Origin of the sequence: Salinisphaera sp. C84B14 (assembly GCF_040361435.1) — a bacterium.
Lineage (GTDB): Bacteria > Pseudomonadota > Gammaproteobacteria > Nevskiales > Salinisphaeraceae > Salinisphaera.
This window is the reverse complement of sequence record NZ_APNL01000028.1, coordinates 1-12,408: the sequence shown is the minus strand read 5'-3', so window position 1 is coordinate 12,408 and position 12,408 is coordinate 1. Positions and strand designations below refer to the sequence as shown.

The following is a 12,408-nucleotide window of genomic DNA, read 5'->3' as shown; positions in this document are numbered from 1 at the left end:
GTATGCTAGCCCACATGGATTGTCTGACAACTGCCCAGCCTTGAGCCGCGTCGTCACCGTACGCGATGCGGCCACCACCGCCTTGCTGCGCGATGGGGCCAGTAACGGTCTCGAGGTGCTGCTGCTACGCCGTCATGCCAGCCACGTATTCGGTGCCAATGCCTATGTGTTTCCCGGTGGCGCGCTCGATCCGGCCGATGACGAGGCCGAGCTGCGCGCGCGCTGTCGTGGCGGTGCCGAAATCATCGAAGAGACGGTGGGCGATAACGGCTTTGCCCTGGCCATGGCCGCCATTCGCGAATGCTTTGAGGAAGCCGGCCTGCTGGTTGCCTGCACGGCCCATGCCGAGGTTATGCCGGCGCGCCGCGAAGCCCTGCGCCATGCGCTCAATACACAGACGACGAGCTGGGCGGCGATCGTGACGGAGCTGGACTTGCGCTTCGATCTAGACGCTCTGGCGTTCTTTGCCCACTGGACCACGCCCGCCGGGCCGCCCAAACGCTACTCCACCCGGTTCTTTGCCGCCGCCGCGCCGCCGGGCGAGGCACGCTGCGACGGCCTGGAAACGACCCATGTCTGGTGGGCGCAGCCGGCCCGTGCGGTGGCGGCGCACGATCGCGGCGAGATCGAACTGATGACGCCGACCCGGGCCACGCTCGAATCGCTGGCCGGCTATGCCGATGCCGCCGCGGCGCTGGCCGCGCTCATGGACGCTACGACGGTGCGTGTACCGTGACCGGCGTCGCCCAGGCAGAACAGCTGCTCGACGGCGTGCTGCGCGTCGTCGCCCCCAATCCCAGCCCGATGACCGGCCCGGGCACCAACAGCTATATCGTGGGCCACTCGCGCTGCGCGATCATCGACCCCGGCGTGGATGACGCTGCCCATCTCGATGCCCTGGCGGCGGCCGCGCCGGGGGAGGTGGTGGCGATACTGGTCACCCATGCGCACCCGGACCATACCGGCGGCGCACGGCGGCTGGCCGAACGGCTGAATGCCCCGGTTTATGCCTTTCCGCTCGAGCTGCAAGGCATACGCGATGAAGGCTTCGCCCCGCAGCGACCGCTCTATCACGGCGATATCGTCGATCTGGACACGATATGCCTCGAGGCGATCCATACCCCCGGCCATACGGCCGATCACCTGTGTTTCTTCTGGCGCGAAGCGGGCCTTCTGTTCGCCGGCGATACGGTGATGGCCGATGTCACGGTGGTGATTCTGCCGCCGGATGGCGACATGAGCGCCTACATGCAAAGCCTCGAACAGCTGCAGGCGCTGCCGATCGAGCGGATCGCACCCGGGCATGGCCGTCTGCTTGAAGACGCGCCCGCGGTGCTGGCCCAGATCGTGACCCACCGGCGCGAGCGCGAAACCCAGGTATGGGAATCGCTGAGCGCCGACGAGCCGATGACGGCCGAGCAGATCGCGATTCAACTCTACCCGGATCTGGACGTGCGTCTGCAGCCGATGGCCGCCGCGCAGGTGAAAGCCCATCTCATACGTCTGGTGGAGTTGGGTGATGCGCTGGCCGTGACCGATGGCTGGCTGTGCGTTCAGGACGCCGACCCGCTGTTCTATTAGTCGGCACCAAAGCAGCCGACTGCGTCGGCGTTCTTTAGCGCCATCGAACGAAACGCCGGCGCCCGTCGGTTATCTCTGCCGATGGCCACACGGCTGTTGGTCGTGGCGAGCGTGCTTTCGCACACGCGGGTTATCAAGCCGAACGATTTTTCGTGCTACCCCGGTCTAAGACAGCATAGCCGGCGATAGGAGGGCCTGTCGTCGCGAGACAGGCCCTAGTGAGCCGCGCCCTCCGGCATGTCGGTGTTCTTCGAGCTGCCAAGAAAGAACACCAGCGGAACCAGAGCCGCGAGAATCACGCCCAGCAGCCAGAAATCGTCGATGAAGGCGAGCATCTGCGCCTGTTCACCAACCAGCTGATAGATCGAGGCGAGGGCCTGGCTTCGGGCGGCTTCCATACTCGCGCCCAGCTGCTGGAAATGGGCGGTCAGCGACGCCAGCATGTCGCGATACGACTCGTTATAGGGCGTGACGTTTTCCACCAGTACGTTCTGATGATACTGGCTGCGCCGCGCCAGCCAGGTGGTGACCAGCGAAATGCCGACGCTGCCGCCGATGTTGCGGGCCAGATTGATCAGCGCGGAGACCTGGTCGGTCTTGTCGGCCGGCACGCCGATATAGGCCACGTTGGTGATCGGTATGAACAGAAAGGCGATGCCGACGGTCTGGAATATACGGGCGACCACGAGCTGGTTGAAGCTCACGTCGAGGTTGAAACTGGCGAGATGGAACATCGACGCCGACACCACCACCAGGCCGAAGGCGATCAGCCAGCGGGCCTCGAGCTTGTTGGATAGAAAACCCACCACCGGCATCATCAGCACGATGGCAAAACCGCCGGGCGATATCACGAGGCCCGCCAGCGTCGAGGTGTAGCCGAGCGCGGACTGCACGAACTGCGGGATCAACAGCGTCGAGCCGAGCAGTACGAAGCCGAGCATGAACATCAGCACGTTGGCAAAGGCGAAGTTGGAAAAGCGAAACAGGCGCAGGTCCATGATCGGATGCTTCTGGAACGGCTCCCAGCAGATCAGTGCGCCCAGGCACAGGGCCGCGATCACGCCGTTGGCGAGGATGAAATGGGAATCGAACCAGTCGTTCTGCTGGCCCTTGTCGAGCATGACCTGCAGACAGCCCAGGCCGAGCGCGAGCAGGGCGAAGCCGACATAGTCGATACGAAAGCCGTCCGCCAGCTTGGCGCGGCGTGCGGCCTCGTAGGCGGCCGAATCCTTGACCAGAGCCCCTGCCAGAATCAGCAGTACGATACCCACCGGCACGTTGAGCAGAAAGATCCAGTGCCAGCTCGCATGGTCGGTGATATAGCCGCCCAGGGCCGGGCCGATGGCAGGCGCGAACACCACGGCCACGCCATAGATCGCGAACGCCATGCCGCGCTGTCGTGGCGGGAAGGAGTCGGCAAGAATCGCCTGCGAAACCGGCTGCAGGCCGCCGCCGCCCAGGCCCTGAAGTATGCGAAACACGATCAGCCACCCAAGCGACGGGGCCACGCCGCACAGCAGCGAGGCCACCGAAAACAGCACGATCGAAATCACGAAGAAGCGCTTGCGCCCGAGCACCTGCGAAAACCAGCCCGAAACCGGCAGTACGATGGCGTTGGCGACCAGATAAGACGTGAGCACCCAGGTGGCTTCTTCCTGGCTCGCCGACAGGCTGCCGGCGATATGCGACAGCGATACGTTGGCGATGGAGATATCGAGTACCTCCATGAACGCGGCCAGGCCCACCACCGCGGCGATCAGCCAGCGGTTGGCGGGATACCGGGCTTCGCCGGCCGGTGCGACGGCGGTGTCGCTCATTGCGCGGGCGTTGCCGTCGCCGTGGCGGGGCGGTTTTCGTCGATCGATTTCACCGGCGCGCCCACGTTCACGGTGGGCACCGCCGACATCCCCGGGGCAAGCTCCACGTCATCGAGCTGGCCGTTGCGTTCGAACACGATCTTGACCGGCACGCGCTGGACGATTTTCACGAAGTTGCCGGTCGCGTTTTGCGGCGGCAGCAGCGAAAACGTGGGCCCGGTGCCCGACTGAAACGATTCCAGTCGGCCTTCGAACTCGTGGTCCGGAAACGCGTCCACTTCTATGCGAACCGGCTGGCCCACTTTCATGCGCGTGAGCTGGGTTTCCTTGAAGTTCGCTACCACCCAGGGATCGTCGGCCACCACCGCGAGTGCGGCCTGACCGGCGTTGACGTGGCTGCCGGCCAGCACCGATTTCTGTGCGATCTTGCCGGCCTGCGGCGCGCGCACGTCGGTGTACGAAAGGTTCAGCCGCGCCTGTTCGACCTGGGCCTCGGCTTCGGCGATACGTGCTTCGGCGGTCGAGGCCTGGGATTGTTTCAGCGCGATCTGGTCCGGCGCGGTTCTGGCCTGGTCGAGCTGTGCCTTGGCCTCGCGCACCCGGGCCGCGGCCGATGTCGCGGTGGTATTGGCCTGGTCGAGCTGCTGACGCGAGACTTCACGTTTGGCATACAGCTTTCGATAACGCTCGGCGTCGGCCGCTGCCCGGCTGGCTTCTGCCCGGGCGGTTTCGAGCGCGGCTTCGGCGCGATCGGTATCGGCGCCGCTGGTCTGGCGGGTCACCGCCAGCTCGCGCTGGCTCGAGGCATGCGCGGCCTTGGCCGCCAGCAGGCTGGCCTCGGCGCTGGCCAGGCGCGCGCGATAGTCCGCCGGGTCGAGGGTGAACAGCGGGTCGCCTTTCTCGACATGCTGGTTGTCGCGCACATAGACCTCGGCCACGGTCCCGGTAACGCGCGGTGCGACCTGCACGATATCGGCCTGGACGAAGGCATCGTCCGTGCTGACCAGATCGCGGGTCAGCCACCACCAGATGCCGGCAGCGATCGCGCAGAGCACAACGAGGACGACAGCGATCACTGCCACGCGCTTGCCCTTGCCGCTGTTGGCGGCGGGCGTATCGGTGTGGGCGTTTGCTTCAACGGAATCGGTCATGGCGTGGCGGGCTCATAAAGACGAAAACGGCCGGCACGTCCGAGCGCGGCGGCCAGGTTGATACGGGCACGGGTGTAGTCGGCCAGCGCCGCAACGCGGCCGTTGCGGGCATCGGCCAGCGCGGCCTGGGCATCGATCACTTCCACGTTGTCGCTGATGCCCTCGGCAAAGCGATCGCGGGACAGATCGAGTTCGCGGTTGGCGAGTTCGAAGGCCGATTCGGCGGCGCGCACCTGTTCGGCGAGCGTCTGCAGCGTGCGCCGAGACACGCGTACGTCCTGTTCGATCTGGGTACGCGTGTCGCGATAACGGATACGCTGCTGATCGAGACGACTCGCGGCACTGTCGATACGGGCATTGATGGCGCCACCGTCGAAGATCGGGACCTCGACCTGTGCGCCGACCGTATAGGTGTCTTCGACGTTCTCGTGATAGGTGTTGCCGGCTTCGCCGTAGGTGGCCGACGCCGATAGCGTGGGCAGACGTGCGCCGCGGGCACCGGCGAGCTGGGCCCGGCGTACGGCGAGTTCGCCCTGGGCCAGCCGCAGCTCGGCACGGCTGGCGTAGGCGGTATCCAGATCGGCGGCGATGGTGCCATCCAGAGCGGCGCGGTAGTGCAGGTCGTCGCTCAATACCAGCGGCGTGTCCAGAGCCAGCCCCACCGTGCGCGCCAGCCGGATATCCGCGCGGGTGCGATCGGTACGGGACTGGGCCAGTCGCGCCCGGGCTCGGGCCTGGCGGGTCTGGGCCCGGGTGACGTCCACGCCCGTGGCAATACCGACGTTTTCCTGATCCACGGCCAGATCGGCCAGCCGGTCGGCCAGCTCGAGATCGGCACGAGCGGCATCCACTGAGGCACGGGCGGCGAGCGCGCCTACATAATCCAGCGCCGCCTGGGACGCGACCTGTTCGCGTGCCAGTGCGAGTTGATCGGCGGCCACGCGCTCGCCGAGCTTCGCGCTCTTGTACTGCTGCCAGGCGCTGTAGTCGAACAGGTTCTGGCGCAGCTCGGCGCGTGCATCGAAGCTGTTGTAGGTGATGACGTCAGGCACGCTGATATCGGCGTTCTGTGCCGCCGGGCCGAGCGAGTCCAGGGTCGACTGGATATCCAGCCCCTGGGCGGCCAGATTGTTCTGGCGGCGTGCCTGGCTCACGCGCGCCGAGACATGGGGCAGGAAGGCAGAGCGCGCCTCGCGGCTATCGCCGGCCACCTCGTCGCGCCGGGCGTCGGCCAGCAGCGTCTGCACGTTGGCGGCCATGGCCTGGTCGATGGCATCGCGCAGCGACAGGGCCGCGGCGGCGTCGGGCAGGGTGAAGGTCTCGCCCGGCCGGGCTGTCGCCGGCGGCGCGGCGGTGGCAAGGGTCTGACTTAGACCGAGTAGACAAATAACCAGCGTGAGTTGGCGTAGGGCATTCATGGCAGCAGGCGGGCAAGCAGCGCCCGCAGTTGTGTTTGTTCGTCGGCGCCCAGCGGGGCGAGCAGTGCCTGAGTGGCGGCACCGGCCGCGGGCCGTATGTCGGCCAGTGCCGCGATGCCGTCTTCGGTTAGATGTAGACGATGGGCTCGGCGGTCGGCCGGGTCGCGCTGGCGCCTGATCCAGCGGCGCTGTTCAAGGCCGTCCACCAGATAGGTCACCGTGGTGCGGTCCAGGCCCAGCCATTCGGCCAGATCGCTCTGGTGCAGCGCATCGTTGGCTTCGAGGGCAAGCAGGGTGGCGTACTGGCGCGCCGAAACCTGCATGCCCTGGGTATGGGTTTCGAACAGGCGCAGCTGGCGCTGATGCGTCTTGGCCAGCAGATAGCCGAACTGATGACGGATCGAGTCCGGGAGCACTTGTGCCACTCGGCGCCTCGCATGGCGGCAGGAGGATCAATCAGGTTATTGTATGTTGCATTAATATAATTGCAAGACTATTAATGCAATGGAATAGCCCGGGCCAACGACGTTGTCAGCGCTGCGCCAGGGCGTTGCAAGGAGCGGTTGAAAACGGCCGTTCATCCGCGCGCACGAATCGCCTCGTACCACGCATGAAGCGGCCGATGTCGGCGGGGGGGACTAGCAGCCGTCGTCGAGCGCTACGCCTGCGCGCTCGATGAGCCGTACGAAATCCAGTTCGGTATCCAGGGTGCCGTAGGCCATGCCACGATTGCTGCCGAGGCGGGCCTCGCAGAAGGCTTCGCCCACCCAGCTCGATTCACCGGTAAGCAGGATCTTGGCCTGCAATGCACGCGCGACGGCCTCGGCGACGCGACGCGCCTGAGTGGGTTGATCGGCAACCGCGCCGAGCATTTTCTTCAGATCGCTGCAATGTCGATCGTAGGCAGGGTGCGCGCCCTGTGCTTCGATCAGTTCTTCGTTGAGTGCATCCAGGGCGGCCGGGCTCTTGGCCATCGCGCGCAGCATGTCCAGACACTGGACGTTACCCGAGCCTTCCCAGATCGAGTTCAGCGGCGACTGGCGAAACAGCCGCGGCAGGATCGATTCTTCGACATAGCCGGCGCCGCCCAGGCATTCCTGGGCTTCGTTGACCAGCGGCGGGGCGGCCTTGCAGATGAGATATTTGCCGACCGGCGTGGCGATACGTGCCAGCAGCTGCTGGCGTTCGTCGTCGGATTCGAAGGCCCGCGCCACGCGCATGGCATAGGCCATCGCGGCCTCCGATTCGAGCGCCATGTCCGCGAGCACGTGTTGCATCAACGGCTGTTCGACCAGGCGCGTGCCAAAGGCCTTGCGATAGCGACAGTGGTGGATCGCCTGCACCAGCGCCTGACGCATCAGCCCGGCCGAGCCCAGCATGCAGTCCAGCCGCGTCTGGGACACCATTTCGATAATGGTAGGCACCCCGCGCCCGGCCGCGCCTACGCGATAAGCCTCGGCATCGAAGAACTCGACTTCGGATGAGGCATTGGCATGATCGCCGAGCTTGTTCTTCAAGCGCTGGATTTCGATTGCGTTGCGCTGACCGGCAGCCGTCCAGCGCGGCAGCAGAAAGCAAGACAGTCCGGCGTCTTCCTGGGCCAGCACGAGAAAGGCATCGCACATGGGCGCCGAGAAGAACCACTTGTGGCCGACCAGGCCGAAGCTGCCGTCGGCGCGCGGTGTGGCTCGGGTGGTATTGGCGCGCACGTCCGAGCCACCCTGCTTTTCGGTCATGCCCATGCCAATGGTCAGGCCGTGCTTTTCGCCCGGCGGGGCGAACGTCGGGTCGTAGCTGTTGGCGAGGATGCCGGGCAGCCACTGTGCGGCCAGATCGGGCGCATGACGCAGCGCCGGCACGCTGGCATGGGTCATGGTGATAGGGCACATCGTGCCCGCTTCCATTTGATTATGGATATAGAACAGCGCCGAGCGCACGACCTGCGCGCCCTCGCGCTGGGCGGTCCAGGTCAGTCCGTGCAGGCCGTGTTCCTTGGCCAGCGCCATGCTGCGGTGGTACGCCGGATGAAAGCGCACCTCGTCGATGCGGTGGCCATAGCGATCGAAGGTGGTGAGTTCGGGGCGGTTCTCGTTGGCGTCGAAGCCGATTTCGATCAGCTCGGTGCCGGCAATGGCGCCATAGGTCTTGAGCCGGTCCTGACCCCAGTCGCCGCCTTCCCGGCGCACGGTCTCGACCAGCGCCGTATCCGATGTGAACACGTTGTAGTGCTCGAGCGGCGGGGGCTGGTTGGTGACGTCGTGCGTGCGCAGAAGCTGTCGCGGCTGACGCGGGGTGTCGGACATAACGGTCATCCGGTTCGGATACGAAGCCGTGATTGTGCCTCATCCACCGGATAGCAACAGGTATCGCGGATTACATCTGGATACGCCTGCAAGCGCTGCCTGGCGGTGCAGAAAGTTGTCCGCGAATGAACGCGAATAAGCAGGAATGAAACGAGGCAGATCCGCCGACAGCCGTAGTGGCCAGAGGAGGGTCGGTGAACTGTGCGCAAACCGGCGTGCGTTGCGCTGATTGGCGTTCATTGGCCGACCGTAAAAACCGGCTCCATAAAAAAAGGCCGACCCTCGGGCCGGCCCGCGTGGCACGGGGCATACCCCCGAAGCCACCCGATACTGGTTGTGATGCCGATCAGCCGTGTTCGGCCTTGAGTGATTCGGCGGTCACCTGCTTGCGATTCTTCCAGTTATCACGCATCGCCTCGAGCTCTTCGGGCGGCAGCGAGATCAGGCCAAGAGACTTGAGCGCACCGCGGTCGCTGGCCATCTGATCGGACAGGAACAGGTCGACATACTCTTCCATGCCGTCGATACGGCCCACGTGGGCGTTCTTGGCGTAGAAGAACAGCGAGCGCGAAACCGGATATTCGCCCGAGGAAATGAGCTCGCGCTTGGGTTCGATGCCGTCCACCTTGGCGGCCTGGATCTTGCCGCGGTTCTCTTCCAGGAACGAATAACCGAAGATGCCGACCGCCGTGGCGTTCTGGGACAGCTTCTGCACGATCAGGTTGTCGTTCTCGCCCGAGGGCACGAACTTGCCGTCCTGACGGATGCTCGGTTTTTCGCCGTTGTAGCCGTCAATGTTCTCCGCGCCGTGTTCGACGACCAGCTCTTCGAAGGCATCGCGCGTACCCGAGGAGGTCGGCGGGCCGTAGATGAGAATTTCGTGGTCGGGCAGGCTCGGGTCGATATCGCTCCACTTGTTGTACGGGTTATCGACCAGTTCGCCGTCCTGCGGCACTTTTGCGGCAACCGCCTTGGTGAGCTGTTCGCGGGAAAGGTCGAGCGGCGGCTCGCCCGCCTTCTGGCCGATCACGATACCGTCATAGCCGACCATGATCTGGGTGATGTCGTCGACGCCGTTGTCCTGGCACATTTTCAGTTCGGACGACTTCATCGGCCGCGAGGCATTGGTGAAGTCCGGGGTGTCCTCGGCTGCACCGCTACAAAACAGCTTGAAGCCACCGCCCGAACCCGTGGATTCCACCACCGGGGTGCGGAAATCGGTGGTCGCGCCCATTTCCTCGGCCACATAGGACGAGAACGGGTAAACGGTCGACGAGCCGACGATACGAATCTGGTTGCGGTCGTATTTTTCGCCGCCGGTGCTGGCTTGGGTATCAGCCGAGCTCTGGTTGGACTCGGCGCCCTCGGCGCTGTTCTGTTCCTGGCCCTGGCCGCATGCCGTCAGGGCGAGGGCGGTGGCCGCGATCGTGAGAAACGATTTGGTCTGGTTGTTGAGCAGCGAGGTCAGCATTGAGTCTTCCTGGATTTATTGAGTCGTAATCCGACGCCTGGCGCAAGGCTGTCAGGAAAATATGACGTTTTTATGACAAAGCCGGCCGGGGCGTCGAGGCGCGCGCATCGGCGGGTAGCCGCGTGACCGGCCCGAACTCGCCGACGAACGATATCTCCGGTGTAAGCCAATAGCCGGTATCGGCCTGTACGCAGCGCTGTGCGTGCATGATCAGGGCACAGACGTCGGCAGCCGAGGCGCGGCCGTGATTGACGATGATATTGGCATGGCGCGGCGAGATCTGGGCATCGCCACAGCGCAGCCCCTTGAGGCCGCATTCGTCGATGAGCCGGCCGGCGCCAATGCCCTCGATCTTGCGGAATATGGAGCCGGCCGACGGCTCGCTGTCCAGCGGCGGGTGGCGCTCGGCGCGCCAGCGCAGGTTCTCCTGCATGATTCGAGTCAGCGTCTCGGCCGGTGCCGGCTCGAGCTCGAAGGTTGCCGACAGCACGATATCGTCGCGCGAATGCAGCACCGACTGGTCGTAGCCGAACTCGAAATAATCCACGTCCACGCGTCGACGTTCGTTGTCGGCGGTCAGCAGCTCGGCGGATTCAAGCACTTCGCCGATGAACATGGTGCGCTCACGAGCCGGGGCCGGGGAGAGAAAATGCAGGTTCTGCCAGAGCGCGCCGCCGACCGTCGACGGGATGCCGACATAGTGTTCCAGGCCGGACAGCCCATTTGCTACGGCCGCATCGATCAGGTCGGGATAGACCAGCGCGCCGCTGGCGGCGGTCACGCAGGTGCCATACACGTCGATCGAGCGCGCGTGGTTGGCAATGACAAGCCCGGGAAAGCCACGATCGCCGACCAGGATGTTCGCGCCGCGCCCGAGCAGGAAATAGTCGATCTCGAAGCGCCGGGCCACGCGTATCGCCGTGGCCAGAGCCTCGGGCGTTCTGGCTTCCACATAAAAGGCGGCCGGTCCGCCGATACGAAAGCTAGTGCGCGGGGCCAGCGCCACGTTGCGCTGGAGCGCAGCGCCCAGGTGCTGGGCCAGGGCGCGCTGTTGCGCGGCGGTTGGCTTGCGGGGTTTACGCATGGCGGCAGTAGGACGAACGCAGGCCCGTAATGGTCGATGCGCGCCCGCACAAATACAAGAGCGCGTGATTGTGGCTGTGTCGACGTCCGCCGTGTTTGACGTAAGCTGGCTACAAACCGAATCGAAGAAGAGAACGCCTTGTCACAGTCGCAGCGCATCGTCGTGTTCGACCTCGATGTCACTCTCACCCGCTACGACACCTTCCTGCCGTTCGTGATCGGCTATCTGCGCTATCACCGCAAGCGCCGGAGTGTGGGCGCGACCTGGCGGCTGCCCTGGAATCTGCTGCGGTTCTGGCGCTGGGGTGATCGTACCTGGGTGAAAACACAGGTTCTGCGTTCGTTCGTGGGCGGCCAGCCACGCGAGCGAGTGCAAGCCTGGGCCGATCGCTTCGTGGACGAACTGCTCGAAGACGCCATGCGCGAGCAGGGCGTGGCCCAGCTGCGCGCCCATCAGGACGCCGGCGATCGGGTGATTCTCGCCTCGGCGAGTTTCGATATCTATGTCGCCCGTCTGGCCGAGAAGCTGCACATCAACGAAGTGCTGGCCACCCGGGTGGCCTGGAACGCGCGCGATCGGGTGGCGGGCATGGACGGCGAGAACTGTCGCGACGACGAAAAGCTGCGCCGCGTCAAAGCTCTCGACGGCATGCCGGAGGATGGCCGCGGCGTGACCGCGTATTCGGATTCGCACGCCGATCTGCCGCTGCTGTCCTGGGTCGAGAACGGGGTGGCCGTGTGTCCCTCGAAGCGGCTTTTTCATCAGGTCGGTGGTCTGGGGCTCGAAGTCGCACGCTGGTGAGCGTTTCGCAGATATTTCTGGTGCTCGCGGTCGGGCTGGCCAGCCTGGCCCAGATCCTGCTCAAGCACGGCATGACCCGGACGGTGGAATCGCGCGCCGGCCATGCCTGGCTGCGGCCGCTGCGTGAGCCGCTGGTACTGGCCGGCATGGCCACGCAGGTGGTGTTGACCTGCCTGTGGCTGGTCGTTTTGTCACATATCGATGTGAGTCTGGCCTTTCCGGTGCTGGCACTGAGCTACGGCGTGGTGGTCGCGTATTCGGCGTTTTCCATGGGTGAGACGGTCGGCAAGCGCCGCTGGTGCGGCGTTGCGTTGATCGTGGTCGGCGTCGGGGTGCTCGCCTATGCGGCCTGATCTGTCGCCACTGCGTATCAGTCGGCGTTCCTGGGTGAGCATCGGATTACTGCTGCTGTCGGTGTCGCTGATGGCCGCCGGCCAGCTGTGCATGCGTCGCGGCATGCTGTCCTTCGGGCCGATCGAATCGCCGCAGGCATTTTTGAATCTGGTCTGGGGCGGCATCGTTGCGCCCATGAGCATCGGTTTCGTCTGGCTCGGGATGATCGTCTATTCCATCGCGATTCTGGTCTGGCTGCAGGTGCTTTCGCGCATGGATCTGAGCATCGCCTTTCCGATGATGAGCCTGAGCTATGTACTGGTCTATCTCGGCGCCGCACTATGGCCCGCGCTCAATGAAACGATCACGGTCGGGCGACTCGCGGGCACCGGGCTGATCATGTGCGGCGTGGCGCTGGTGGCCGGTTCGCGGCGCGGCTAGATGTGTAA

12 protein-coding genes are annotated in these 12,408 nt (G+C 64.9%); 5 read left to right on the top strand and 7 right to left on the bottom strand.

Annotation, left to right across the window (positions count from 1 at the left end; genetic code table 11):
* The first annotated feature begins 40 nt into the window (after positions 1–40).
* Positions 41–736 (top strand): NUDIX hydrolase, encoded by a 696-nt coding sequence (locus tag C84B14_RS17110; protein ID WP_353225904.1) that lies wholly within the window; start codon positions 41–43, stop codon positions 734–736.
* Positions 733–1,581, top strand: coding sequence for an MBL fold metallo-hydrolase (locus C84B14_RS17105; protein WP_353225902.1), 849 nt, complete (start codon positions 733–735; stop codon positions 1,579–1,581). Before C84B14_RS17110 ends, C84B14_RS17105 begins: the two co-directional genes overlap by 4 nt.
* A 215-nt stretch (positions 1,582–1,796) precedes the next feature.
* Here C84B14_RS17105 and C84B14_RS17100 read toward each other — a convergent pair whose 3' ends face one another.
* The 7 genes from C84B14_RS17100 to murB all read right to left on the bottom strand — a co-directional run bounded on the left by C84B14_RS17100 (position 1,797) and on the right by murB (position 10,825).
* Positions 1,797–3,398: a DHA2 family efflux MFS transporter permease subunit gene (locus tag C84B14_RS17100; RefSeq protein WP_353225900.1), complete on the bottom strand. Its 1,602-nt coding sequence runs from the start codon at positions 3,396–3,398 to the stop codon at positions 1,797–1,799.
* A complete protein-coding gene (locus C84B14_RS17095) occupies positions 3,395–4,549 on the bottom strand; it encodes an HlyD family secretion protein (protein WP_353225898.1) in 1,155 nt (384 codons plus the stop codon). Before C84B14_RS17095 ends, C84B14_RS17100 begins: the two co-directional genes overlap by 4 nt.
* Complete coding sequence (locus C84B14_RS17090) at positions 4,546–5,967, bottom strand: TolC family protein (RefSeq protein ID WP_353225896.1); 1,422 nt, start codon at positions 5,965–5,967, stop codon at positions 4,546–4,548. The genes C84B14_RS17095 and C84B14_RS17090 overlap by 4 nt, the downstream gene beginning before the upstream one ends.
* Positions 5,964–6,392, bottom strand: a complete 429-nt coding sequence (locus C84B14_RS17085) for a MarR family winged helix-turn-helix transcriptional regulator (RefSeq protein WP_353225894.1) — start codon at positions 6,390–6,392, stop codon at positions 5,964–5,966. Before C84B14_RS17085 ends, C84B14_RS17090 begins: the two co-directional genes overlap by 4 nt.
* Before the next feature lie 213 nt (positions 6,393–6,605).
* Positions 6,606–8,270 (bottom strand): isovaleryl-CoA dehydrogenase, encoded by a 1,665-nt coding sequence (locus C84B14_RS17080; RefSeq protein WP_353225892.1) that lies wholly within the window; start codon positions 8,268–8,270, stop codon positions 6,606–6,608.
* A 346-nt stretch (positions 8,271–8,616) separates the two neighbouring features.
* The gene (locus C84B14_RS17075) at positions 8,617–9,741 is read right to left on the bottom strand and encodes a PstS family phosphate ABC transporter substrate-binding protein (RefSeq protein ID WP_353225890.1); all 1,125 of its coding nucleotides are present in this window, start codon (positions 9,739–9,741) and stop codon (positions 8,617–8,619) included.
* Between the two features lie 70 nt (positions 9,742–9,811).
* Positions 9,812–10,825 carry a UDP-N-acetylmuramate dehydrogenase gene (gene murB / locus C84B14_RS17070; RefSeq protein WP_348767033.1) on the bottom strand — a complete coding sequence of 338 codons (1,014 nt, stop codon included), beginning with the start codon at positions 10,823–10,825 and terminating at the stop codon, positions 9,812–9,814.
* A gap of 138 nt (positions 10,826–10,963) precedes the next feature.
* On the opposite strand from murB, the gene C84B14_RS17065 reads away from it, so the two are divergent.
* Genes C84B14_RS17065 through C84B14_RS17055 form a run of 3 tightly spaced genes read left to right on the top strand, consistent with a single transcriptional unit; the run spans position 10,964 to position 12,400 of the window.
* A complete protein-coding gene (locus tag C84B14_RS17065) occupies positions 10,964–11,626 on the top strand; it encodes an HAD-IB family hydrolase (RefSeq protein WP_353225888.1) in 663 nt (220 codons plus the stop codon).
* On the top strand, positions 11,623–11,979 hold the full coding sequence (locus C84B14_RS17060) for a DMT family transporter (RefSeq protein WP_353225886.1): 357 nt from the start codon (positions 11,623–11,625) through the stop codon (positions 11,977–11,979). The genes C84B14_RS17065 and C84B14_RS17060 overlap by 4 nt, the downstream gene beginning before the upstream one ends.
* Before the next feature lie 34 nt (positions 11,980–12,013).
* Positions 12,014–12,400, top strand: a complete 387-nt coding sequence (locus tag C84B14_RS17055; RefSeq protein WP_353225884.1) for a DMT family transporter — start codon at positions 12,014–12,016, stop codon at positions 12,398–12,400.
* The last annotated feature ends 8 nt before the right edge of the window (positions 12,401–12,408 follow it).

Excerpts from the sequence above, each read along its gene's own strand:
- C84B14_RS17100 (WP_353225900.1), bottom strand. The coding sequence starts at position 3,398 with ATGAGCGACACCGCCGTCGCACCGGCCGGCGAAGCCCGGTATCCCGCC.
- C84B14_RS17090 (WP_353225896.1), bottom strand. The coding sequence starts at position 5,967 with ATGAATGCCCTACGCCAACTCACGCTGGTTATTTGTCTACTCGGTCTA.
- C84B14_RS17075 (WP_353225890.1), bottom strand. The coding sequence starts at position 9,741 with ATGCTGACCTCGCTGCTCAACAACCAGACCAAATCGTTTCTCACGATC.
- C84B14_RS17095 (WP_353225898.1), bottom strand. The coding sequence starts at position 4,549 with ATGACCGATTCCGTTGAAGCAAACGCCCACACCGATACGCCCGCCGCC.
- C84B14_RS17080 (WP_353225892.1), bottom strand. The coding sequence starts at position 8,270 with ATGTCCGACACCCCGCGTCAGCCGCGACAGCTTCTGCGCACGCACGAC.
- murB (WP_348767033.1), bottom strand. The coding sequence starts at position 10,825 with ATGCGTAAACCCCGCAAGCCAACCGCCGCGCAACAGCGCGCCCTGGCC.